Origin of the sequence: Bradyrhizobium diversitatis (assembly GCF_016031635.1) — a bacterium.
Taxonomy (GTDB): domain Bacteria; phylum Pseudomonadota; class Alphaproteobacteria; order Rhizobiales; family Xanthobacteraceae; genus Bradyrhizobium; species Bradyrhizobium diversitatis.
Genome location: NZ_JACEGD010000007.1, coordinates 139,962 through 163,574 on the forward strand (window position 1 = coordinate 139,962; position 23,613 = coordinate 163,574).

The 23,613-nt window shown below is 58.6% G+C and carries 19 protein-coding genes and 1 pseudogene; 6 read left to right on the forward strand and 14 right to left on the reverse strand.

Features of this window, described 5'->3' with window-relative positions:
* Positions 1 to 325: 325 nt before the first annotated feature.
* From H1B27_RS08770 to H1B27_RS08830, 13 genes and pseudogenes are all read right to left on the reverse strand, one after another.
* Positions 326 to 628 carry an HU family DNA-binding protein gene (locus H1B27_RS08770; protein ID WP_197965757.1) on the reverse strand — a complete coding sequence of 101 codons (303 nt, stop codon included), beginning with the start codon at positions 626 to 628 and terminating at the stop codon, positions 326 to 328.
* 419 nt (positions 629 to 1,047) lie between these two features.
* A complete protein-coding gene (locus tag H1B27_RS08775; RefSeq protein WP_027532989.1) occupies positions 1,048 to 1,230 on the reverse strand; it encodes a hypothetical protein in 183 nt (60 codons plus the stop codon).
* A 318-nt stretch (positions 1,231 to 1,548) separates the two neighbouring features.
* Complete coding sequence (locus H1B27_RS08780; RefSeq protein ID WP_311976934.1) at positions 1,549 to 2,280, reverse strand: Fic family protein; 732 nt, start codon at positions 2,278 to 2,280, stop codon at positions 1,549 to 1,551.
* Positions 2,281 to 4,000: 1,720 nt separating this feature from the next.
* Positions 4,001 to 4,606, reverse strand: a complete 606-nt coding sequence (locus H1B27_RS08785; RefSeq protein ID WP_197965758.1) for an LOG family protein — start codon at positions 4,604 to 4,606, stop codon at positions 4,001 to 4,003.
* A gap of 304 nt (positions 4,607 to 4,910) precedes the next feature.
* Positions 4,911 to 5,705, reverse strand: coding sequence for an SDR family NAD(P)-dependent oxidoreductase (locus tag H1B27_RS08790; RefSeq protein WP_197965819.1), 795 nt, complete (start codon positions 5,703 to 5,705; stop codon positions 4,911 to 4,913).
* Between the two features lie 503 nt (positions 5,706 to 6,208).
* A pseudogene (locus H1B27_RS08795) lies at positions 6,209 to 6,956 on the reverse strand (sulfotransferase domain-containing protein).
* A 187-nt stretch (positions 6,957 to 7,143) separates the two neighbouring features.
* The gene (locus H1B27_RS08800; protein WP_197965759.1) at positions 7,144 to 7,932 is read right to left on the reverse strand and encodes a nodulation factor ABC transporter permease subunit NodJ; all 789 of its coding nucleotides are present in this window, start codon (positions 7,930 to 7,932) and stop codon (positions 7,144 to 7,146) included.
* A 3-nt stretch (positions 7,933 to 7,935) separates the two neighbouring features.
* Complete coding sequence (gene nodI / locus H1B27_RS08805; RefSeq protein WP_246515301.1) at positions 7,936 to 8,895, reverse strand: nodulation factor ABC transporter ATP-binding protein NodI; 960 nt, start codon at positions 8,893 to 8,895, stop codon at positions 7,936 to 7,938.
* A gap of 179 nt (positions 8,896 to 9,074) precedes the next feature.
* On the reverse strand, positions 9,075 to 9,722 hold the full coding sequence (nodS, locus tag H1B27_RS08810; RefSeq protein WP_210343283.1) for a nodulation methyltransferase NodS: 648 nt from the start codon (positions 9,720 to 9,722) through the stop codon (positions 9,075 to 9,077).
* 5 nt (positions 9,723 to 9,727) lie between these two features.
* The gene (gene nodC, locus H1B27_RS08815) at positions 9,728 to 11,062 is read right to left on the reverse strand and encodes a chitooligosaccharide synthase NodC (RefSeq protein ID WP_197965762.1); all 1,335 of its coding nucleotides are present in this window, start codon (positions 11,060 to 11,062) and stop codon (positions 9,728 to 9,730) included.
* Between the two features lie 15 nt (positions 11,063 to 11,077).
* The gene (nodB, locus tag H1B27_RS08820; RefSeq protein ID WP_376708976.1) at positions 11,078 to 11,734 is read right to left on the reverse strand and encodes a chitooligosaccharide deacetylase NodB; all 657 of its coding nucleotides are present in this window, start codon (positions 11,732 to 11,734) and stop codon (positions 11,078 to 11,080) included.
* On the reverse strand, positions 11,731 to 12,366 hold the full coding sequence (locus H1B27_RS08825; protein WP_197965764.1) for a NodA family N-acyltransferase: 636 nt from the start codon (positions 12,364 to 12,366) through the stop codon (positions 11,731 to 11,733). The genes nodB and H1B27_RS08825 overlap by 4 nt, the downstream gene beginning before the upstream one ends.
* A 53-nt stretch (positions 12,367 to 12,419) precedes the next feature.
* Positions 12,420 to 12,578 (reverse strand): hypothetical protein, encoded by a 159-nt coding sequence (locus tag H1B27_RS08830; protein ID WP_197965765.1) that lies wholly within the window; start codon positions 12,576 to 12,578, stop codon positions 12,420 to 12,422.
* A gap of 454 nt (positions 12,579 to 13,032) precedes the next feature.
* On the opposite strand from H1B27_RS08830, the gene H1B27_RS08835 reads away from it, so the two are divergent.
* From H1B27_RS08835 to H1B27_RS08855, 5 genes are all read left to right on the forward strand, one after another.
* On the forward strand, positions 13,033 to 13,998 hold the full coding sequence (locus H1B27_RS08835) for a LysR family transcriptional regulator (RefSeq protein WP_197965766.1): 966 nt from the start codon (positions 13,033 to 13,035) through the stop codon (positions 13,996 to 13,998).
* A 1,009-nt stretch (positions 13,999 to 15,007) separates the two neighbouring features.
* Positions 15,008 to 15,286, forward strand: a complete 279-nt coding sequence (locus H1B27_RS08840; protein WP_197965767.1) for a hypothetical protein — start codon at positions 15,008 to 15,010, stop codon at positions 15,284 to 15,286.
* A gap of 56 nt (positions 15,287 to 15,342) precedes the next feature.
* On the forward strand, positions 15,343 to 16,053 hold the full coding sequence (locus H1B27_RS08845) for a MerR family transcriptional regulator (RefSeq protein ID WP_197965820.1): 711 nt from the start codon (positions 15,343 to 15,345) through the stop codon (positions 16,051 to 16,053).
* Between the two features lie 601 nt (positions 16,054 to 16,654).
* A complete protein-coding gene (locus H1B27_RS08850; protein ID WP_197965768.1) occupies positions 16,655 to 17,758 on the forward strand; it encodes a branched-chain amino acid ABC transporter substrate-binding protein in 1,104 nt (367 codons plus the stop codon).
* Between the two features lie 437 nt (positions 17,759 to 18,195).
* The gene (locus H1B27_RS08855) at positions 18,196 to 19,149 is read left to right on the forward strand and encodes a hypothetical protein (RefSeq protein WP_197965769.1); all 954 of its coding nucleotides are present in this window, start codon (positions 18,196 to 18,198) and stop codon (positions 19,147 to 19,149) included.
* A 272-nt stretch (positions 19,150 to 19,421) separates the two neighbouring features.
* On the opposite strand, the gene H1B27_RS08860 is transcribed toward H1B27_RS08855, so the two are convergent.
* On the reverse strand, positions 19,422 to 20,147 hold the full coding sequence (locus H1B27_RS08860; RefSeq protein ID WP_197965770.1) for a helix-turn-helix transcriptional regulator: 726 nt from the start codon (positions 20,145 to 20,147) through the stop codon (positions 19,422 to 19,424).
* A gap of 2,700 nt (positions 20,148 to 22,847) precedes the next feature.
* Between H1B27_RS08860 and H1B27_RS08865 the strand changes: the two genes are divergently transcribed.
* A complete protein-coding gene (locus H1B27_RS08865; protein ID WP_197965771.1) occupies positions 22,848 to 23,597 on the forward strand; it encodes a P-loop NTPase family protein in 750 nt (249 codons plus the stop codon).
* Positions 23,598 to 23,613: the final 16 nt, after the last annotated feature.

Genomic DNA, 23,613 nt, shown 5'->3' on the forward strand with positions numbered 1-23,613 from the left:
TCCTTTTACCTTGGCGTTACCGATCGCGACGATTTTGACGTCCGTGCCACTTACGGCCATGCCTCGCCCGCGCCTGGACGGGCGGCAAGACGAGCGAGAATCCGCTTCGTTCTCGCAAACGATCCGAAAGGTCTGATCGTGGCTGTCGTCCCGGACTCCGAACTGGCGGCGCGCTGCCAGGCGTGTCAGGATTTATCACTCGGCCGATAGCCAGCTGTTGGCCGATGAGGTTCATACGGCATGCCTACGCCGGCAGTGGCAACCTCGATGCGCCGTCCGTCCTCGCACCACCGCCACTTAGCGCGATCCACGGCAAGGGACCTCATTATGTCGCGACTGCATCTTTAGCAACCTTGAGCGGCGACGCTTTGACCGACTTGCTGGCTGGCTTGGCTGCGAATTCCATCGGCTCCTTCGTGAAAGGATTAATTCCGCTGCGGGCTTCAGTAGCAGGCTTGTTCACGACCGACATCTTGACGAAGCCGGGGATGACGAACTCGCCAGCCTCGTTCAACTCCTTGTAGCCGACGATCGCCAACTGCTCGATGACAGCCTTTACGTCACTTTTGGAAACCTGCGTTCCTTGAGCAATTGCGTCGATGAGCTGGTTCTTGGTCATCTTGGTCACGATGAAATCCTTTGTAGCGCGGAACGATATAACGCGTGAAGTTCGCCGGTTCTGTTGCTCTTGTTCGAGCACGTCAAAACTACACGAATGCTTTCGTTCACTCAGGTGATGAAGTCGACCGGCTTAAGACCTATGGAAAAGCGAAAAGACAACGATCAGTCTGATCTCTGTTTCCAGCATTCGCTCACTCGTCATAGGGGGACGGCGCGTGCCCTAGCAGTTGGCGCGGCAATCAGCGAGTCCATCTCGGTTCTCGCAGACGAGTGATGATCGCATAACTTCATTCGCGATGACAGAGCGAGCCTCATTCTGTTTCAAACTTCGTAACGCTCGCGCTGACAGGTCACCTGCGAAGGAAACTCAGGGTCCGCGAGTACTGGTGGTGTCGGGAGAGACGCACCAAGCTATTCCACTCTATCTTAGCGGCGATGCCCTAGAGAGATACCGAGCTTGATTGCCTTTTGACGGAGAGAACCTTCCGTCCTTTTCATAGACTTCGCGATCCTCGCTACGGGCACCTTCGCCTTGGAGTGCGCGCGAAGTTCTTTGACGTCCGCCTTCGTGTACTCGCGGCGGACTACTTTCTTCACTTTCTTCGCCATTGGAAATCTCCACTCGTTGTAGAGCGGGGCTTCTAGCACGAAAGATCAAATTAGCAATGTTGCGACGCGTCGAATTTCGTGCGATTTATAGATCGCTATGGCGATTCACTTCCGGCCTGATACCTGCAAAAGCGCTGCCTTATTCAGCCAACCACATTGAGACGTCGAAGGGTTTCCGGACGTGATAGCAGCGCGATGTTTGTGCGCGCGTCATAGTACCACCGCCGGGTGTGCCTCGCATGCGATAGGAGTAATGTGGGCACTGGGAGTCTGTCGCGGCGCTGAATCATCTGTGTGTGCGCCTGCACTAGGATGCAGTTACTCAGGAAACGCATTCCTGTAACTCGCCTCGACCTTGGCGATTTCATCGTCGGTCAGTTTGGCGAATTCTTTTTCCCGGCCACGTTTCGACAGAACACCCGTGTTCCGGCGCAGGAAGCGAAACAATAGGTCGATGGTGCCGTCCGGCATGTCGACGATCTCCGTCACGCTACGCCTGAAGGTGTCGTAAGCTTCCAGATATCTGGCTTCCGCCGGCAAATCGATATCGATCGTCCTTGCCACGCATTCATAAAGGAATTCGGCGTGAGGCGTGGCGTCGAAAAAGCGATAGAAATCGGCCGTCTCGTTGAGGACGCGAACATTCCCTTTGTCTGTCGGCTCCCATTTGATGAAGGGCAGCCGGCGGACCGAATAGCTTTCAAGAGTGCGCCGGTAATCGTTGATGTGATCCAAGATAGCGGCGGACACTGGAAACACCATACCGGGCGGATTGAAGCCGCGTTCCGCCAAAACATGATGGATCAGATATCGGTGCAGGCGGCCATTGCCGTCCACAAATGGGTGAATATAGATAAACCCGAAGGCGAGGATGGCGGCGGCAAGGACCGCGTCCAGATCCGGCGCTGTCTTGCGGTCGAACGCGACCAGCCCCTCGATCAAGGACGGCAGGTCCTCGTGCCTTGCGCTGACATGGTCCGGCAAGGGCGTGCCCGAGTCGCGGTCCCGGTCGCCCACAAAGCCCCCCTCGTTGCGCAGGCCCAGCAGCACAAAGCGATCGTCGCCGATGACGATGCGCTGCAGGCGCAGCAGTTCGTCGAGGTCGATCGGCTTGCGCCCGGCTTCGCCAATGGCTCTGCCCCAGCGTTGAATGCGCTCCTGCGGCGGATGCTCGCCTTCGATCTCAAAGCTTGAGCGCGAGTCCTTTAACAGGCCGTGCGCGCCAGCACGTCGGCGGCCAAGTCGGCGATAACCTCACGTGCGCGCGCCGGCAGGTTGCGTTTGGTGAATTCACGTAAGGTCTCTGTCCGGAAGATCATCGGGCAGAAGGACCGGAAACGATCTTAGCGGCGCACGAGGACGCGCCTCCTTAATTCTCCGCGGAAACGTCAGCTGCGCGCGCAAGACGCCTACATTCACATGATTCTTAACGTGTGCCGCCTAAAGCCGCTCGCGCTCGCATAACTCTCTCGTTCGTCAGCTGGCGGTCAGCTACGCTGACTATGACCCGTCACCGGCTTCATCAGCCTTGGGCGCAACGCATCACTGAGAGGAACCCGACTCACCATGAACCGCCGAACCGGCCGCTACTTCCACTTCAGATGGCGCGCGAGCGATGCAGCCGAGCTTGTTCGTTGGGGATTCCGACGAACGGAACCGGATCGGACCAAGGTAGAGTGTCTAAAACGCCATGCCGAGCTGTGAGAGGTTTCGAAGCAGTCGAAGTGATCCTCCGTGGATCTGGCAATTCGCCCGCAGGCTGCCCAGCGAGAACATCATCTCGGTCGACCGCGGAGTTCAGCCAGGACGAACCCGCTCTGTGATGTTCCAGTCTCTCGACATGAGCCGAGCTGACTTCCAGCCTGGTGCTGCAAAAGCCTGATCGTCTGGCTGCGCGCAACACCGGCCGCTGAGGAGCGGGAACGAGCCGACGAGACACTTATCGCGGCACTCTCGGGCAACAATCGAGTCCGAAAACCAGGCGCGGCGCCGCATGAGACTTCTCAGTGGACATGTGACGTCTGATGATCGCATCGGAGCTTGTCAACACCCGGATCGTGACCGGTCGCGGCTCGCGCTTGCTCTGGCCGACGAGTTCGGGCCATCAACCGACAATTGAAGCACACAAATAGGAGATGAATGATGCACTGGCGCACACCAAGACTACACCTGAGTGAGGGCGACGGCTATTTATCTCCTGATGCCTCCCAGCCCCTAAGGACCTCGAATCGATGGCCGCTCGCGGCACTTAGCCTCAGCTTGATGCTTTGGGGCGCTCTCTTGCTCTTCGCCACGTTCTCGTGAGCGCCATGCCACCCGCCGGCTCTCGGCCGGCGCTCCCGGCTTGCCTGCACGGGCAAGCATGCTCGATGGATCGAGATATTAGCCACGTTTCGAGTTCAACGACACGCCCCCTTCAGCGCCACAAAGCGCATGTGCGTTTCACAAGCACATCTTTGGTTCCAGGACTGGCTCGTGCTTCGCGCAATGCAGTTGCCGACACAATTCGCAGCTAGACGCGATCGTGATCTGTAAGATGGGCGATGGCGTTTTGCGCGAGAACAAGGCGGCCGCAGTTCAGGTGTCGTAGTTTGGATTGGTCCCGGGTGCCACGCCCTGAGCTGCGCTATTCTGGTTGCGAGGTCACCCACAGCCGGGCCGTTTTCCTGTTCACCCGGGCCCAGCAGCATGGGGCAGATATGCGCACCATCACTTTCCTCTGCCCGATCATGGCAACCGGATCGAGGTGGTGACGTTTCCGCAGAAATGATTACAGCTTGCGCGCGATGTCCGGGGCGAGTTGCTTTTCCGCCTCGGCGATCTGGGCAGCCGCCGATTTCAGCTTCGGCAGAACATCCTCGACGCGATCGGCCTTGAGGATATCGACGGAAAAGCCGGTGCGGATGAACTCGATCTGGCGCATGTGCGACAGCAGCAAGAACAGTGGCTCCCAGAAATTGTCGATGTTGGCGAGCAGGACGGGCTTGGCGTGACGGCCGAGCTGCTTCCAGGTCAATTGCTCGACCAGCTCCTCCAGCGTACCGACGCCGCCCGGCAGCGCCACGAAGGCGTCGGAGCGTTCGAACATCAGCCGCTTGCGCTCGTGCATATCGGGGGTGACGATCATCTCCTGCACACGGGTCAGCGCGTTCTCGCGCAGCCGCAGGAAGTCGGGGATGATACCGGTGACAGTGCCGCCGTGATCGAGCACGGAGGTTGCGACCGCGCCCATTAGGCCGAGCGAGCCGCCGCCATAGACCAGGCGGATGTTGTTCTCGGCGAGCGCCTTGCCGAACGCCTTGGCGCCTTCGGTGAAGCGGGGATTGGTTCCGGGGCCGGAGCCGCAATAGACGCAGACGGTTTTGATCGTGCTCATTGGTGCCATGGCATTGCAGCGAAGTCTTTCGTTGGTCCAAGGTGTTGCGATGAATGACGGGAGCCAATTTGCATCCTAACCCGCAAGCTTTGCGGAGACGGGCTCCTGATCGCAAACGGCGCTCTTCGGCAACGCGACCGCAAGAGCAAGTGCAAATGTGTTGCACCTTCGTCTCGCGCAACAGATATCCTGACCAGATTTTCGACCAAAATTCCTTGACGTGTCCCTTTGCAGTTTCCATCGCCGGTCGCCGACAGAGAGAGACAAGCTTGTGTCGTACACTTATTGGTTCATGTCCAGTCAATCAGAGGTGTTGGCCACCATTAATCGGAACTTCGACGCCGGTGATATAACTGGCGTCATCCGAGCACAGGAAGAAGATGAGTTTAGCTACCTCTTCAGGGGTCCCCACCCGGCGCAGTGGAATGTTCGGTACGACCCGTGCCTCCGTATCCGGTGACAAAATGTCCGTCTTGATCTCGCCCGGGGCGATCGCATTCACACGAATTCCATGCGGCGCATAGTCGTGAGCCATCTCGCGTGTGAGACACGCAAGAGCAGCTTTCGAGGTCGCGTATGCGCTGCCGGCGAAAGGGTGCACCCGCGAGCCTGCGATAGAAGTCACGTTGACGATTGATCCAGACGCGGCTTTCAATTCGGCAAAGAGCCCTTGCGCAAGCAGAATTGGAGCCACCAAATTGAGATGGAATACATCCATCCAGGTCTCGATCGAGGTCGCCAACGATGTTAGTCGTGCGCCGCTCGACGTCTTTGGTGACATCGCTGCATTGTTGATCAGGGCGTGCAACGGCGCGCCCGCGAGGCGCTCTTTGACGTCGGCGACGGCGCGCGGCAGCAAGCGATGGTCGCTGAGGTCAAGCTGGATATGATTATTGGATGCGGCCTCCCAAGGGCATCGCCGAGCCTCGATCGGTTGGCGCGCACAAGAAATGATACGCCACCCGGCTTCCGAAAACAGCTTTCCGGTGGCGTAACCTATCCCACGCGATGCTCCGGTCAGGAGCAGCGTCTTTCGTTCTCTCCGCCGGGCGCGTGCCTTCTCGGATTTGATTGAACTGCCCTCGTTGTCAACCGACATTGGTCTGGCGACCGCATCCTTGTTCGGCAGATCGGCCCTCAAACACGCCTCCTATCAGATTACGCTCAAACTACTTGCTGCACGAATTGGGCCATCTCTATCAACAGAGTGATTCACGCCGATTGCGAAGCTAAGCCCTGTGGTTTACGACCTGCTTGGCGCGTTCCAGACATCAATTCCGTTGGCTTTCCGACAACGGCAACGCGAGGACCGCGCCACAGGACCTTCGCTCTCTTCGCACACAGCTGCGCAAAGCTTCGTTCAGTAGATCTGGGCTGAAAGCGTGAGGGAAGGTGCTGCCGATATTGAATGCCGCCGCACGCGGTTCGTCCCGACCCTCAAGGAGTCATCAGCAACAGGAGGGATGATGCACCCATCCGGCGAATGGTGCATACCAATTCAAGACGCCCGCACGCTGGCAACCCGAGCGGTCCATGCTGCTCTTGCAGCAGCTTCCACCAGCGGGTATTCGAGCGCAGGCGCCGCGGTATAGCAAGCCATTCTCAGGCGTCAGCAGACTCAAAGTACCTTGCGTAAGGCTCCTCTTTGAATTGGCGACGCAAGTCATCGCAATTCTCTACGGCTTAGTCTAGCGGTCGCACTTCCTGGCGCTGACGTTTGGCGCGACCGGAAACAGGCCTCACATGAAGCCCGAGGAACTCCCAAACCAATTCCAAGCACAGGTGCGGCTCGCGAAGACGCCTCTCATACTTCGGCTCAAGGATGTTGGTCGAAGCGAACGACGGCCTGATCCGGTCGAGGAACTCAGCGGTGGTCTCGAAGTAGGTTTCGCGTGTGCTGAGGCTTAGGCTGACGAGCGGCGTTGGCTTGCCGGCGCTATCAGAGCCGTATTTCAGCCATTCACCGGTTTGCCTCGCCTGCATAAGTGAGCGGAGCGATTCCAGCGGATTTCTACGGCACACGACGGCCCTAAGGCGCGGGCCACGGGCCAGCTCAGCCATCGTCCCCCCGGACGGTCATAAAACTGCGGTTCATTGGTCTTGCACCCAACATGAGTCACGTCGATTTTGCCGCTCCGCGTTGGATAACGCGAGTAGGCACACACCAGAAGCTCACGATCGGTACGTAGAAGCCGCGTCTTGTCGGGCCAATTTGGATCATGCTCATTGAGAAATTCCCAATGGCTCACCACGTTTGGATGTTCATTGAGTAATTCTTCCAGATAGTGGATGCCGCTCCTCGAATCGCGAGGATGACGAATGGCTCAGGCGATCGTTCCGACTTCAACATCGTGACAGCTCCTGATCGAGTCGGTCGAGACAGTCCGGCCTCTAACCAGTAAGACCAGGTTAGCCCATACGTGATACTATCGATCTATCAGGCTGATATATCGGCGAGATACGAGCATCCTTGCCGCTGGCTTCCACACCAGCCACTTTCCGCAGAACTGATTCACACTATGTCGGGCATGGTTTGTTCAACGCATCAGCCGGCGGCGAAGCAGCAAAGCCGATACGACGAACGCAACAATAGTGTATATGCAAAGTACGCCAACATGCAGGCCGACGCTGCTGGCGTCCCGGTCCAGCATTGCCGGCCGAATGAGGTCAATCGAATGTGCTAGCGGCAACGCCTCTGCTACGCGCTGCAGCGCGATGGGCAGTTGGGTTACGGGAAAGATCGCGCCGCACAGGTACATCATGGGTGTGAGAAAGAGAGTCTGATAAAACACGAAGTAGTCGTAACTGGGCGCGAGCGCTATCACGACCATGGCGAGGCTGGCGAAGGCAACACCAGTGAGCGCGATAGCTGGCAGCGCGTAAGGGATGGACGGCCAAGCCGCATAGCCCAGCGCAGCGGCTACAATCGTAATTCCTGTCCCTGCCAGAACGGCCTTTGTCGCTGCCCACGCCAATTCACCGAGAACGACGTCGCCAAGTGTGAGCTCCGTGCAAAGGATCGCATCCCAGGTGCGCTGGGCGTGCATCCGAGCGAAGGCCCCATACACGGTTTCAAAGGTCGCGGAAATCATCGCGCTTGTTGCGACCATCCCGGCTGCCAGAAAGGCGATGTATGAAATGCCATCGACTTGGCCGATCATCAGACCCAGGCCGAATCCGAGACCGAACAAGGCGCTCATGGGCTCGGCGAGGTTGCCAAGCAGCGATGCCAGCGCCGCTTTGCGCCAAGCCATATAATTGCGTCGCCATACGGCGCTCCAGTTCCACGCATTGGCGGGCAGAGCCGCCGCATACTGCTCCCACATCGTTCAGTCCCTCATCTCCCGTCCGGTCAGCCGCAAGAAGACATCCTCAAGGTTCGGTGGCCGCTGAAGCACACGAAGACCGGTCCGCCCACGCAGCCGTGCGAGCACCTGCTCTGGATCCGGCGCATAGCAAAAGAGCGTCTCGCCGCTGATTTCGGTGCGTTGAGCGAGCGGCTTGACGAGTGCGCAGAGCTCGTTCGGGTCACCACCGTAGACCTCTATGACTGGGCAACCGATCTGTTCGTCGATCAATGTGTGTGGCGGCCCTTCAGCGATCTTGCGTCCTGCCTCGAGGACGCACAGGCGATCGCACAATCGCTCCGCCTCCTCCATGAAGTGAGTCGTCAAAAGGATGGTCTTGCCGCGCGACAGCAGCGCGCGCAGCCGCTCCCAAATCAAATGCCGCGCATGCGGATCGAGCCCCGTGGTCGGCTCATCCAAGATAAGGATCTCTGGATCGTTGATGAGCGCTCGCGCCAGCGTAAGACGCCGCTTCATGCCACCTGACAGTTCGGTCACCCGCGCGTCCGCCTTGCTCTCAAGGCGAGCAAACTCAAGAAGGGACGGCGTGATCTTCTCGACATCCTTTGCTGTCATCCCGAAATAGCGCCCGAACACCAGCAGGTTTTCGCGTACGGTGAACTCGAGATCAAGATTATCAGCTTGTGGAACGACACCGATGCGCCTGCGCGCCAATCGAGCGCGTGCCGGCACTTTCTCGCCGAGCACAGTTATCTTGCCAGCCTCGGGCGAGGACATCCCGAGAATCAAACGCGCAATCGTGCTCTTGCCCGCACCGTTCGGTCCCAACAGGCCGAAGCACTCTCCCGATGCCACCGTGAACGACAGCTGGTCGACGACCACCTTCTCGCCATAGGACTTTTTCACGGCCGTGAAATCGATCGCCACGTTCGACACGCGCTCGGCCCCCCTGTCAGCCGGCGTGACCGGCGCCGGCTCCATCGCGATTGTTCGCCTCGAGATTGGCGCTGCTTCGACGCGGCCGAGCATTCTTCTATTCCTCATGCTATAATTCGTCGGCGCGGCCAGCTCGCTGATCCGCCTTCAACTATCGCAATGCGATCCGTCTGCGATACGACAACTCTGACATAGTGATATGTCAGCCTGCAAAAACGGATTGCTTATGCAGCCGGCCTCTGAAAGCTGGCGATCAAGCAATCTTCGTTATCCGACTCACCTTGGCATTGGATACGATCGACCTCGACCAGCGCTTCATTCAACATGGCGATGACCGTCTCTGCACCGGCCACGTGACCCCAGCGTCGGCAGATATGGTCGCGCGCCGATCCGAACACCACAAGCCCGCCTGGCGCGAGCATTCCTACCAGGTTGTCGACTGCTGTGCGCATCTCCAGCGTGTCGCTGAGGTAATAGAGGACTTCTGCTACAACAATAAGGTCGAACCGCTCTGGTGGTGAAAAGTGTTGGAGGTCGGCGACTTTCCAGCCGATGTGTGACCATCTCTCCGTCCGGGAACGTGCGCGGCTGATGGCCTGCGGCACGACGTCGACGACCGTGAGCCGTTTGCAGTGAGGCGCGAGCATCTCGGTGAAAGCGCCGGCAGCGCACCCAACTTCCAACGCGCTTGTGATGCCTTGGCGGGAGAGCGACATCCGAAGCATTTGCGTGTATCGCTCCCGCTCGAACGGATTCGCGTCCAGACGCCACGGATCATCGGCGACCAATTCTCGTTCCAGCAACTCATAGTTCTTGTCTAGGCTCACGAGCTTTTCACCTCTTTGACGCGCACAGTCAGACGTCGCCTCCAGGCCTGTCAGGTTCCGTCGACGTCAAACGCATGTGCACGTGTCGCCGTTTCGCCCATCGATGGTGCAATACCCGAATGGCCTGTGGCATCTAACCTGGCGCTCTGCCTCGGCGCGCTGGCCTGGCCTTCACCTGACTCTGGCATATTGGCGACCTTGCGCGACAACCAGTCGCTGTTGCTCAATGTACACAACGCATATGCCTTCACAGGAAGTAACAGGAACATGCTGATCGGCTTGTGCAGAGCGAAAGCGAGAAAGCGAAGCTGTCGGGTACGAAATGCTGCCAGGCTGCAGCGAACCATGGTCATCGACGCGATGATCAGGACTGTCGGCCACGGAAACTCGCTCGTCAGTGCGATTTGCGCAAGCGCGGTCAGTATTGAAGCGCCGAGCAGAAGCGGAAGGAGGTTTTGCCCGACAATGTCCAGCGTGATGTAGAAGTCGAGGCTTGCCAGCAGGGGTAGCGCAAGCGCCGTGTCCCGGAAGGTACTCCGTGCCCACCGCAATTGCTGACGCAGATATGGCACCAGCCTATCCGGAACGACGGTTGCTGCGATCGCGTCAGGAACGTATTCCGTTCGAAATCCGGCCGCGAGCATCAGGATCGTGAGATGGCGATCCTCGCCGAAGTCGCTTGGCTTACCTCGAAAATACTGCGTCTCGTACTCATGGAGGACCAAATCGAGCGCCGATCGGCGATACATGGCGCACGGGCCACAGCAACACAAGACGGCTCCGAAGCGAGCTTCCGCCAAACGCTCTTCATTGCAGGCGAGCCAGTACTCCATATCTATCAGCCTGGTCAGCCAAGTGCCGCTTCGATTGCTGGCTGTGAGCTGCCCCATAACAGCGCCAACGGCTGGATTTTGCATCTTCCGTACAAGCCTGGTCAGCACGTCGACGGCGATCGTCGTATCAGAATCGACGTTGAGAACCAAATCGCCGGACGAGCGGTGCAGCGCTGCAATTTGCGCTTTGCGCTTGCCAACGTTCTTTCCCAGCCACATGAAATTGAACCGTGGATCATCCGTGTAGGCGTCCTGTACAGGCCACAGGTATTTACGATTTTCGGAGCCATCATCTACCACGTACACCCGCACTTGCCCTTCGTAGTCTTGGCTTGCGATCGACTCCAGGCACGCCGACAGCGTGCGCGGGTCCTCGTTAAAGCAGGGAACGATCACATCGACGCTCGGCAGCGGGCCGGCCTCTGAAGCGTAGTCAGTCGGGGACGGCACCTCTGTTCGGAGCGCGTTGCGGGTCTGCACGCTCCTGTAGATGGCGGACAGCAGGGCATAGGACGACACGGCGAGAACGCTTGTTGTGGCAAGCAGATTCATGGGGGCGGCTCTTTTTCAATGAGATTGAGGAAGCGAGCAGATGGCAAACCCTTGCTCGCCCAATGCTGGAATAAGCCGCGAAAGCGCCTCGAGGGTCTGATCGCGACCGCAATCGATGGCTTGTTCGCGCTCGACGGGAGGACATCCGTCGTGCAAGAGCACAACAGCACCGGGCCGGACCGACGCCAGCACTGCGTCAACAATTGCTGGAACCCCGGGACGAGACCAGTCTCTCGGGTCTACTGACCAGTGCAAGGGAGCCAATCCGGCTTTGGTTGACATCGCGAGTACCGGGTCAGTCCAGATGCCATACGGAGCACGTATGTGCCGCAGTGACGCCTCGGGACAAACCGTCCTGATGACGTCGCTCGCCGACCGAATCTCATGTTGCACCTCCGCTGGTTCGCATCTGGAGAGATCGGGATGGGTCATCGTGTGGTTTCCGACTTCATGCCCTTCCGCGATGATTCGTTGGAGCAGCTTCGGGTGAGCTGCCGCGCACGCCCCGATGACGAAGAACGTCGCCGGCACCCCGTGCTCCGCGAGAACATCAAGGATAGAAGCCGTCCAGCGAGGATCCGGACCGTCGTCAAAGGTCAGGTAAACGTTACGATCTCCGGTGGCGATGACGTGCTCGCTTCGCGCTTCCGACAAGCCGCCGAGACAAGTCACAGCTCTGGCCCGTTCCGATCGATCATGGTCCCGGCCGGCCATTCGCTTATCGGACGTCCGATTGGGAAGACCAGAACCACCAAATCGTCGTCGGTACGGGTTGGCGGCAAGTCCAGATAAATATCCGGCCGAGTTGAACGCACGCTCACTCCCGGCAAAATCGTTGCGAGACCCTGACGGCCGACCAGCTTGGTCACATGCTTCTGTAACGCGTGCCGTACTGCACCAAAGCCAAACGGGACCGCGAGCTGCTGCAGCACCGGATACATCACCCGCATTGAGTGCGTGATCCCTAGCCCCTCCAGATCCGGACGTACGCCGTACAATCCGAGCTCAGCCACGAGCAGATCGACGTCTCCGACTTTGATGAAGCGGCGCAGTGCGCCGATATGAGCTGCTATGCCCTGCGCATCGTAGCCAATGACACGAATCTCAGGCCTCGCGCCGGCCCAGCTTCGTCCGCCTTCGAACGGTTTTGCATTGAATTCACCGGTCGGCCCGTACGTCTTGCGAAAGAACTCGGACAGCTCGATGTGTTCAGCAAGTTGCAGCTCGTTTTCCCAGCACACTCTCCACCGCACTTTGGAATGCGTGGAGAACACTCCTGTATCGTTGGATATGGCAATGTTCATGGTGGTCCCCGTTGCGACGTTCGAGATCTGATGTGGCATTTTATGCAGGCGATTCACTCATTCTCGCCGGGCGTATTCATGAGCCGGCGGGACACGTCGGCGCGCGTTGCCTGGATCCAGCGCTCACTGTTTGGAGGAGCCGCGTTCACGATGGAGATGACATTGAAGAGCGACGCCATCTGCATGAGATCGGGCAGATATTTCGGCGGCATTTTGGGCAGATCCCCTTCGAGCCGCGATCCACTTGGACGCGTCGCCGAGGCGGGTGGCATCTACGTTCGGCACCTTCCGATTGCTCCTACACTTACGGCACGAGAGCCGTATGGCGGCAGCCGTATGAGGGTCAGTGGCCGATTGAGGAAGGTTTGGAAAAGCTATACGAAGGTTTATCGGCACGAGGCGCCTACGCGAGGCTGGGCGCACTTGCCGCCTCGTGCCGGCGCAATGCGGCTTACGGGGCTCGGGGAACGGCGTCGTCGCGGTCGACATGCGCCGCGGTGGATGCTTAGAGGACGTGAGAAAATCCCTCACGGGGCTGGGGCAACGAACAACAATCATTGTAGTACGCCTGACTCCGATCCGACGTTTCTGGTATCCCGCACCGCACCAAATTGGTAAAATCGATTGTTTCTATGGTAGACATCCACGAATTGGATACTTCCGACCATGCGTTTCAAAGGGCTTGATCTGAACCTTCTCGTGGCGCTCGACGCTCTGATGACGGAGCGCAACCTCACGGCGGCTGCGCGCAGAATCAACTTGAGCCAGCCGGCCATGAGCGCGGCGGTTGGCCGCTTGCGATCCTACTTTCGCGACGATCTATTTGCGATGAGGGGCCGAGAACTCGTCCCGACGCCACGCGCGGAAGGACTCGCCGGCCCAATTCGCGAAGCCCTGCTGCACATCCAGCTCTCCATTATTTCGCGGGATGCGTTCAATCCAGCTCAATCCGATCGCCGGTTCAGGATCGGCGTTTCTGATTTCGTCATGGTCGTGTTTTTTCAGGCCATCGTGGAGAGGGTCGCACGGGAGGCTCCAGGCGTGGCGTTCGAATTTCTGCCGCTCGCGGATGACCCCGATGAGCTTCTCCGGCGCGGTGAGATTGACTTCCTTATCTTGCCGGAAATGTACATGTCGCGCTCGCATCCAAGAGCGACGCTGTTCGAGGAGACACTCGTATGCGTGGGGTGCCGGACCAACAAGCAGCTCTCACGCAACCTGACATTCGAGAAATACATGGCGATGGGACACGTAGCAGCCAAATTCGGGCGTACGCGAAGGCCTTCGATCGAGGAATGGTTCTTGATTGAGCACGGTCTCAAGCGGCGCCTTGAGGTGGTCGTGCAGAGCTTCAGCATGATTCCACCTATGCTCTTGGGCACTGATCGCATAGGCACGATGCCCTCATTGCTGGCCAGACATTTCGGAAAGACGACCCCTCTGCGAATCGTCGCACTTCCGCTGCCAATTCCGTCTTTCAGCGAGGCTGTCCAATGGCCGGCCCTTCACAATACCGATCCGGCAAGCATCTGGATGCGAAAAATATTGTTGGAGCAGGCCTCGCGCATGCCTTCTGCGCGCGCGACCGCGGGAAATCGCAAGGCTTTGGCAGACTATTCGCCCTCCAAGTGAATGGAAGATTATTTCGCAGTTCAGATCTAAGCTGAAAGCGACCTGCTGGTGAACAGCTGCAAAGGAACCGAACTTTCTTCTATAGCACCTTCGCGTTTGAAAATTTGGATCCGCGATCACGGCTGTGCGTGATGCCGGAAAAAGAGCGAATGGCCGAACAAATGCGACGACACTCGGTTGCTGACGGTGCCAAGTGTGCTGCCTCGAAGTCACTCTCCTCGCCCCGAAAGTTTGACGGCGCCTCACTTTGATGGTAGCGGCGCACTCCTGCCGGTTTCATCGCCATGCAACGTGTCGTCCGCGAGCGCTTCGAGCAAAGAGCCAAGATGCTGGTCTCTCGCCGTGCTGATCGATGCCGATCATGGCCTGCTAGCGGATCAATTGGCACGATCGGCAACGCGCAATGTGCGGCCGATTCAGATGTCGAATACGTTGAGGGGGTGCACGGATGTGCAAGTCGAGCTTGTTACAGACCTCTTATACGAAAACGGTCTCGCGCCTGCGGCAGCCGGAATCATCCCTTAACTCACCACCGCGCGGACGTCAGCAGGCAGCTTGGCCCAAGTATCCGCACGGGCACTCGATAACAGCTCGGAGCCATTGGCCGCTCGCGCAAAAGAGCGCCGGATCTCCCTCAGTGATGCACCCCAAACGCGCCGCTCTCAAGCGTCGTTCCCGCTTGCCATGGCCGGGCCATCTATAATCCTGTCGTATCTCCAGCGGTCTCGCGGTCATCGTTCACGCGCCGCGGTGCTCTGACCCGAACAACTCATCGTCAGCTTCGCGCGCCAGTCAGCCCGTCGATTCCGTAGAGCAATCGATTGCCCAGATTCGCTTGGCATCGGCTGCCTCGATTTCGGGCAAGGTAAAGTCGATCGCTGTTGCACAACCGCGTCACTTGAGTGCGTATCGCGCCTTCCTCGCTGAGCTCCGCCGGTCTGTCGTCTTTTCGCCCAACGGCGCAGTCAAGCGCCTCGGCCACCTAACCCGATCACAAACACGGAGCCGAATGTTGCTGCGGTATAGTGGTGTCTACGATCCGGAAGATCTCACGGTCCTCGGCGCGATCTTTGATAAAACCATCGCGTCGCTGCCGGCATCTATGCGAACGCCTGAAAACCGGATCACAATCGCCAAACTTGTTCTGGAGCGTACAGCAGCAAGCCAATCCGGTTTGGCGTCCCTTATGCTCTTGCTCGACGCCCTGCCATCTGCCGACCCGGTTGATCGGCGATTTGAGGAGAGCCAACCTGCTTGCGCCAGAATAGACGACTGTTCAACCAGCTGATTCAAGTAGCTTGATTCTCACGTGACGTCAGGTTGTAGGCTTGCCAATTGAACATCATGATCAAAGCTACACCACGAAGGCGTCGATGGCGCATTGGAGAACTTGCGGAGGCGACCGGGGTCACGGTACGCACGCTGCATCACTACGAGCACACGGGTCTGCTCAGTGCGTCAGAACGCACGGACGGCGGTCACCGAATGTACGAACGCGAAAGCATTCAACGAGTGTCCCAGATTCGTGCGTTGCGCGAGCTTGGCTTCTCGCTGAATGATATTCGCACAGCAATGGGGGGCAAGACTTCACTTACTGACCTCCTGCGCAAGCATTTGGAGCAAATCGAGCTTCAGGTCACGCGCACGACCCAGTTGCGTGATCGTTTGCGGAACATGACGACGGACTCTGACACGCAAGTTAGCGTGCATGAGCTGCCTGCTGCTCTGAGTGCGGCTTCGCGCGCCGAAGCACGCCCCCAGACTCCGCGATGCACGTGCGCGGTCGGCGTTGAGCGAGAGGAGCGCTGGCGAAAGATCCGGGATGAGCTACGCGATTGTCTCGATCGTGGCGAGCACCCTTGCAGCGAGCGGGCCGCTGCCGTGGCGCTCAAGGCGCGCTCGCTCATCACAGAAATTGCGGGGACTGACCCGGCGGCCTCAACCATGCTGAAAGTTCTTGCGCGACTGAGCACGCCGCGCAACCTGGCCGGCTGGAACCACAGCTTGATGCAGTACCTCGATCTCGCCATGGCCGCATTGCAGGATCGGCACTAACGCAGCCGCCGATTTAGATGCGTCCTTTATTTTCATGATTGGTGGCCGCAGCTTGCGACTGCGGCGTTTCCGGCTCGGGCTCTTCCGTGCCTTCGCATCGACCTTGCGCTGTCGCTCCTTCGAGAACCACTCACGACCATTCGAGAGATGCCTATCTCGAACGGGCTTGAATCGGACGTAACGTCAGATTGTATAATTGAATCTGGCTGACGCTGGATCAGCGCGGGGAACGCTCTCATGAACGAGGGTTGCCCTGGCCCCGTACGCCTGGTTTTTCAAGGTGCGCGTTCTTCGCGTTCGGCATGCAATGAAGGATCGTCATGGCCCTACCGGAATCTGATCAGCGCGACTTCGTTGACGTCGACCGCGAATGTGGTCCGAGCCCGCTTTCTTCTGACCCTGCCCGCGTGCCTGCCGCAAGAAAGGATCCTGGGGGCAATCCTTCGCCCGTCTCTCGCCCGCCGCGCGCGCCAGCACCCGGCGGAGAACGGCTCACAGCAAAGGCCGCCGGTCCTACCGCTGTCATTGTGCGACGCCTCAGCAAAAATAAATAATCCAGGCAAGGCCGGCCGCAAACTCAAGCCCGCATGGGAAGCTCGTAATGTCAATTCATGGCGCCATTTCTCTCGCAGTTATTCCACTCCTTGCTTTGATGTCCGCTGCATCTGCGGCCGACATCAATATTGCTGTGGCAGGACCGATGACCGGAAGCAATGCTGCGCTTGGAGCACAGATGCGAGACGGTGCTGCTGCCGCCATCGATGATTTGAATGCGTCAGGCCTCCTTCCAGGAACGAAGGTGGTGTTGAGCATCGCCGACGACGCGTGCGATCCCAAGCAGGCGGTCGTCGTCGCCAATCGTCTTGCATCAGATCAAGTCAAGTTGGTCGTCGGCCACTTTTGTTCTTCCTCGTCGATACCGGCTTCGAACGTTTACGACGAGGCGCAACTTGTTCAGATATCGCCCGGATCGACCAATCCCGCGCTCACAGAGCGTGGCATCAAATCCGTGTTTCGAATCTGTGGGCGCGACGACCAGCAAGGTGTCGTGGCAGCCGAATATATCCGCCGGCATTTCCCCGATACCAAGATTGCCGTACTTGACGACAGGAGCACCGCTGGCAAAGGCATTGCCGATGTCGTTGCGACTCATCTTCGGAAGGTTGGGATTCAGGATGTGAAGCGACAAAGCTATGTGGCCGGGGAGAAGGACTACATGGCCCTGGTTTCGAGGATGAAAGCGGACGGAATCAAGCTTGCTTACATCGGTGGCTACTACAATGAGATTGGGCTGATCGTGCGTCAGGCCCGAGATGCAGGTGCAGGTATGACCGTGATGGCCAATGATCCGCTGATGACCCACGATTTTTCGCTGATCGCGGGCAAAGCCGGAAACGGAACACTGTTCACCTTCATGCCGGATCCTACCAAGAATGCTGACGCGGCGAGCGTCGTGGCACGACTGAAGGCCTCCAACCGGTCTTCGGAAGGTTACTCGCTTTACGCCTATGCCGCTGTGCAGGCATGGGCGAAAGCCGCAAAACGCGCCGGCACTTTCGATTCACTGAAAGTGGCAGCTACGCTTCGTTCGCAGCCTATCGACACGGTGATCGGGGTCGTCCGGTTCGACGCCAAGGGAGACAATTCGGCTCCCGGCTTCATTGTCTATCGCTGGCAAGACAATATCGTCGAACAGGCCGAGTGAAATGATCGCAACTGATGACGGCTCGATGGGTTCATTCAGCCGCTCGATGCAGTGATGCACATGTCAAGGGGACGAGCGCACTGCTCGTGATTTTCGTACCCCTAACAAGACTTCTTCGGAACTCTCGAAAGTCAATCCAGCTGGTCAACTGCTGCGGTTTTCCGCGCTTGTTGACCTGGGCTGCACCACACCAAAACGGAGGCTCTTCAATGCGAAAAATACTTGTAGCTTGCAGCATGCTCGTTCTCGCTCAAGCTCAAGCCAATGCGAACGACTCCCACCTGCTTGCCGCTGTGGAGGAACATGCCGCGCCAGGTGAGGTCCATGATCGATCGTCCCCAGCTGCGATGTCTGCAACGAAGCCATTTGGAACGCCAGAGGCTCCAAGCCCAGTTCCGACCGATACTGCGGAGTTGGGGTCCATTGACGCGACCGTCATGTTTCTCGCGGACGTATATGGACCCGCGCCACAAACAACGCAGCGTCGCACTCTTCGTTATGAGCAAGCCAAGAGATACATTGATGCGCATCCGGGTACGCCTGGCGTGCTGTTCATTGAAGACGTCATCGATCATCGTGGCTCGAGCGGCTTAGCACCGCATCACGAACTCGAGTATCGGGAGACACCGGCTCACTATTACGTAGGCGGCGGGACTCTAAACGACACTGTGTTCGGGTTTGTTGACGGACCGTATCCTCCCGTGTGGACGATTGAAGCGGCGCCGGTCTATTCCAGCCTCATCTATGTTGATGCACAAGGCAGCGAGACGTATGTTAGCGAGAGCAAAGTCCAGCAGATGAACGGTCTCGCCCCCGAGGTGCTGGACGAGATGATGCGACGCCAGGATGCGGATCGACGTTATCATGCCAGTCAGGGCGTTTTGGCCGATGAGATCAAGCGAGCTGCCGATAACGGCGACAACTTCCGCGTGGCCGCACTCACCGAGCAGCAACGACAAGCACAAGCTGCGCATTGTGCGGCGATGCAGATGCGTCAGCAGCGCGACGCGGAGATCGATTGGATGTATGACCTCAACGTGAAGGCCGACCTCGGTACGATCAGCGCTCCCGAGCGAGGGGAACTCGACAACCACTCCAAGCGATCTGAGTTCATCGAATCGACTGCACCGATTTCTGACCGCGACGCCGCTGGTCCTCCGCCAATCAGCTGCCCATTGTGTCGGAGCACAAACATTGCGGTGTTGCGAAGTCGACATTTTACCGGGAGATTCCAGTTTACCTCCAGCGATGACCGGTCTGTGGTCATGGCTTATCGCCACGGCTACGCTGGTCCCATTGGCGTGCTGGTCGGCCTGCCGAAGGATCTGTCAGGACCGATATTTGGTAGCTGGAGCAACGCGGGAATGACCTTGCCGCCCCCCCAGAAGTGACAGCAGTTGCGCCGCCGCCCAGCATTATCTGCACAGGGCACGATCAGGACCGATCCGTCACTGCCCGCGCGAACCTAAGCCTGTGCTTACTGAAATACTCGGCGTCTGCTCAACCCTTGCTTGGCGGTGGGGACGCTGCGAAAGCGGTCGTCCACGAGCACCGCTCGCCACCGCTACGTACGGCTCGAGGCGACGTCCACGTTTGTGGGTTGCACATCAAGGACGGTCGTCTCTCACCGACTGATCCGGTCGGTGCAGGGGCGGCCGGGCCTTCAAATGAGGTTTTGGCGAATGGCCTTTGCAATCCCGTGGGTCCGGTTTGAAGTACCGAGCTTTCGTATCGCGTTCTTGAGATGGAAGTTGACAGTATTCTCGCTCACCTCGAGGATCTTGCCTATTTCCCAGGAGGACTTGCCCTCGCCCACCCATCGCAAGCAATCTTTTTCCCGCTCAGACAGTGCAACTTCGCAAGTTGAGCCGCTAGCGGAGGGGCGCGAGATCTCGGCAAGGGCAAGGTGGAAGTGCCAGGCTAGTACGTTGAGATGACTCATCTGGCACTGCGGATCAGCATCGTCGAACGGGGACGCAAAGGATGCCAGAGCCACTTGGCCCAATGGTCCGTACAACGGCACGCTCATACCGTGCTTCAGACCTGCCTCTTTGGCTTCTGCGAGTACGCGGTGCTCGCTGGGTTGCAATTGACATTTCTTGGCAAGTTGATCCCACAAGAACGGCCGCGAAAGCGTTGGTGCCCGTCGTACCACCGGATCGATGACACGGTACTTGCGCTCAACGTACCGGCCGCACCAATCGGACGGGAAGGTCACCGTCACCCCAGAGGGCAGATATTCGGGTAGACCACATGCCTCCGCGAAAGTGAGGGCTCCATAGGCGACTTCACTAAAGCCTTTCTCGCTCGCGCAGCTTACGAGAAGGTCGAACAAGACCTTGATGGAGTGCGTTGCCTTGGCGCATTCGATGAAATTGAAAAGATCCATGTAGCGCCTCACGAGGCCGCGCGCCCCAAATATCGTACTGCGTCGTTGCGCGGAGCTTGTTGAGGGCGGAGCGTCGTTCAATCGCCTTCACCGGTGGGCTTCGCGTCTTTGCAATGCGAGCGCTCGAGCGTTGCGGCATGCAGTTCCCGAGTTGGTTAAGCTCTCCCGAAACGCGCTCGGAAGGGATAGGCGCCTCGAAGCAGCGACGGGTCGAGAAGGCCGCGGACGTGTATCGACGGCTTAAGCGCGCGGGCACATCGCAACTGCCGTGTGGACACCTCCGTGATGTGGCTTCCGGGCCCGCGCTGACGAGGAGGACGGTGCGGCGTCCTATTCGGCGCCAGGTGGTCTCGTTGCGGTTGAGCTCGTCGCGGCCCGCGGCGCCGGCTATCACGAACAGGGACGGCGGCCGCTATCGCGCTGTCGGCGAGCACCTCGCTCTCTTGAGCACGACTGACCTCTAAGGCATTGCGGCTGCGTAATGGCAGGCGCCATAGCGGTGGCGGAGCCTCGATCTTCATATTTGAGTCTCGGCAGCCCGGATCCACGGTAGAGCGAAGCGCTTCCGCTCTTCTTGTTCGATGCTGGCGAAGACGCGCTCGGTGAGCCAGACGAGATGGCCGCTGCCGAAGACGAGCGCCTCGCGCAAGAACCGCACGGCAAGTCAAGCGCCAATGGTCGAGAGTCTCAGCTTGTCGCGACCCGTGTTCCCTCAACTCCGCCGCTGATCCCACTGCGATCGAAATGTGCGGTCTAGAGTGTTCGGAAAGACGCCATCGCGCCGGAGCTGGAGCTCGGACGCGGACCCGCGCGCGGTCGCAACTTTGCTTCATCGAGACGAAACGGGGCATGCGAGACTCCGGAACTTCCGAGCTGGCCTGAGAACAGCAATTGTCGTACCAATTCCCGGCAGTCATGAATTCACTTCTAAACCGGTCTGTTGAGCCACTCCTCGCCGTTCGCCGGGTCAGGGGACCGAAGCAAACCTGACATTCGTCCGAACGCGACACTGCGCTTTGCTACAGCCGCGACCCTTGGCGATGAAGGTTAGTAAAAATGCTGGCAGCAACGAGAGACGTACCGGTCTGCGGCACAAGACAGGCGCGCAAGGGGTGCCCCTGTAATCCCATGCGCGGCGCAGCCTATGGTCGAGAGCTGCTGAACCCGGCCGACCGCCAGAGGGGGGTGCCTATTTCAGTTCCAGCCAACAACCATCGAACATGCCGGTCCGGCACCAATGCTCTGCGTTGCGATCAGCGATCGCGCTCTCCCTCGATGGCACAGCATACGCGGCCGCTGGCTGGTCGACTTGCGGATCGTCGGCCAGCTCGCCCTAACGGGATGCTGGACCACACACGCGGCTGAATGGCCGTCGCCTTCAATATCTGTGCGACAGATGCTCATCGCTCGAGGAACGCGCTGCCGCCGATCTGCACGGTTGCGGATAATCTGGCGCCACGCGCTGGCTATCGACGATTGGAATAAGCGAGAGGGCAACACGTCATTTCCATTGCCGGAGACGGCACTACTCCTCGATTGGGCTTTTCAAGGCGCGATCGTGTCAGACGGTGGACCGAACGTGGCACATGGTTGTTGCCAACAGCCTCCGTCGCGTTGCACCAGACACAGAACGTGTGACGACGGGATTGTGGCGCGCAGCATCCACTCGTTCTGGAGCGCTACGTCGCGCCAAAGGGAATGCGCCTCAACCCGAATGCGCGACCCGCGAACAACACCCTCGGCGCCGTTTACATCCGACGTACGCCGAGGGCTTTTTGCGTGCACGGACAATGACTCCGCTCGCAAACTCACATCAACTCTTTTAGCCCATTCATTGCAACTCACCGGTACGAGGACCGACGAATTCCAGAATCGATTCTGCTTCCCGAACCTCGTGTGCGAGGCGCTTGAAGATTCGAATGGCAGACGCCGGCGTAATGAGGAGTCCTACTCTCTCGCAGGCGAGTTCGAAATGATGCGCAACCTGATGGTTAGTAGGGGCAACCCGACTCTGCAGGGCGCATCTGGTTAGTGAGGCGAGCATGTGCTCGACGACATCCATTTCCGCCTGGATCACCCCTCTTCCCTCTTTCAGCTGTTGGCCCCGCCCGCAAACGTCATCTCGCGAATTGACGGCCAAGTTATGACCGACACACCAGCGAACCGTGTGCGGCGAGGCCCGCCTCGCGACGGCCCTAGCATGATGTGCGATCATGGTACAATCCGCGATGACTTACGTCGACGCTCATGCTGCACACTTGGCTGCGCGATGCAGCTCAACTGCCAAGCTGTCGAAACTTCCAATATCTCTGACTCGACCGTGGCACAGCGCACATCCCCTCTTTCGGGTAAGCTGGTCCTGCCGCTGATCCACTTTTTTCTGGCACTCGCGAGACCCGCTCTCGTTCGCCTCCGATATCTTGCATCCGCTCCGTTGCAAGCAAGCGGAAGACGCCGAACGTGCTTGGCGTTCGGAGTTCAAACCTGACGCAACGTCAAGATCGACGGCGAGGGTCGCAGTCCGGATTCTCTGAGCTGTTAGATGACCGTGAACCTGACGTAGAGCGTCGCCACGTCAGACATCGTTCGCAAAACTTTGCAAAACTTCGACTGCCTCTTCTTTCTGCCATGTTCACGTCCAAAGCAAAGATCGTCGATCGCGCCTCGCGGTTGGCGTAGCGCATGTCTTAAGGGAATTCGATGGCGAAGCCGGTTGTGATTGTGGTTGGGGCGGACAAGGGTGGGGTCGGCAAGACGACCGTATGTCGGACGCTTCTGGATTATTTCAGCGTGAACAAGGTGCAGACCCGCGCCTTTGACACAGAGTCACCGCGAGGTACGCTGAAGCGCTTCCATTCCAACATCACTGAGATCGTCGATATGACGACGACGGCGGACCAGATGAGGATCTTCGACACCTTGAACTCAGGGCTGTCGGTCACCGTGATCGACGTCCGCGCAGGCTTGCTATCGGTCGCTCTGAACTCATTGCGCGACATCGGGTTCCTGGACTCAGTAAAGTCCGGGCAGATCACCTTTGCCGTCTTCCATATCCTTGGCCCTTCGATCGCTTCTCTGGATGAGATCGCCGAAACAGCCAATTTCATGAACGGCGCGAAGTATTTCCTGGTCAAGAATTTCATCAACGATACCCAGTTCTTTCAGTGGGATCAGTCGACTTACGATTCGTATTTTCACCGCATCAAGGGCGCCACCGAACTGACGATCCCGAAACTCAACGAGATGGCCTATGAGCAGGTCGAGGTCGCTTCCGTTTCGTTCGTCAATTTCGTCGCAAACAAGGGGCCGCTCGATGAGATCGCGAACTACTCCTTTGTGCTGCGGGGCTACGTCCGGCACTGGCTGGCCAATGTCTGGTCCGAGTATGACCGCATCGACTTGACCGATCTGACTGGCACCACAGCAGTACCCCGCAGCAGTGAAACGTAGTCCTTTTGGTATGCAC

Bases quoted from the DNA above. Each gene is read 5' to 3' on its own strand.
- H1B27_RS08840 (WP_197965767.1), top strand. From the start codon at position 15,008: ATGTTGCTGCGGTATAGTGGTGTCTACGATCCGGAAGATCTCACGGTC.
- H1B27_RS08785 (WP_197965758.1), bottom strand. From the start codon at position 4,606: ATGAGCACGATCAAAACCGTCTGCGTCTATTGCGGCTCCGGCCCCGGA.
- H1B27_RS08835 (WP_197965766.1), top strand. From the start codon at position 13,033: ATGCGTTTCAAAGGGCTTGATCTGAACCTTCTCGTGGCGCTCGACGCT.
- H1B27_RS08830 (WP_197965765.1), bottom strand. From the start codon at position 12,578: ATGCCGCCGAAATATCTGCCCGATCTCATGCAGATGGCGTCGCTCTTC.
- H1B27_RS08775 (WP_027532989.1), bottom strand. From the start codon at position 1,230: ATGGCGAAGAAAGTGAAGAAAGTAGTCCGCCGCGAGTACACGAAGGCG.
- H1B27_RS08825 (WP_197965764.1), bottom strand. From the start codon at position 12,366: ATGAACATTGCCATATCCAACGATACAGGAGTGTTCTCCACGCATTCC.
- H1B27_RS08860 (WP_197965770.1), bottom strand. From the start codon at position 20,147: ATGGATCTTTTCAATTTCATCGAATGCGCCAAGGCAACGCACTCCATC.
- H1B27_RS08800 (WP_197965759.1), bottom strand. From the start codon at position 7,932: ATGTGGGAGCAGTATGCGGCGGCTCTGCCCGCCAATGCGTGGAACTGG.
- nodI (WP_246515301.1), bottom strand. From the start codon at position 8,895: ATGGAGCCGGCGCCGGTCACGCCGGCTGACAGGGGGGCCGAGCGCGTG.
- H1B27_RS08855 (WP_197965769.1), top strand. From the start codon at position 18,196: ATGTTTCTCGCGGACGTATATGGACCCGCGCCACAAACAACGCAGCGT.
- H1B27_RS08850 (WP_197965768.1), top strand. From the start codon at position 16,655: ATGTCAATTCATGGCGCCATTTCTCTCGCAGTTATTCCACTCCTTGCT.
- H1B27_RS08790 (WP_197965819.1), bottom strand. From the start codon at position 5,705: ATGTCGGTTGACAACGAGGGCAGTTCAATCAAATCCGAGAAGGCACGC.
- H1B27_RS08845 (WP_197965820.1), top strand. From the start codon at position 15,343: ATGATCAAAGCTACACCACGAAGGCGTCGATGGCGCATTGGAGAACTT.
- nodC (WP_197965762.1), bottom strand. From the start codon at position 11,062: ATGAATCTGCTTGCCACAACAAGCGTTCTCGCCGTGTCGTCCTATGCC.
- H1B27_RS08865 (WP_197965771.1), top strand. From the start codon at position 22,848: ATGGCGAAGCCGGTTGTGATTGTGGTTGGGGCGGACAAGGGTGGGGTC.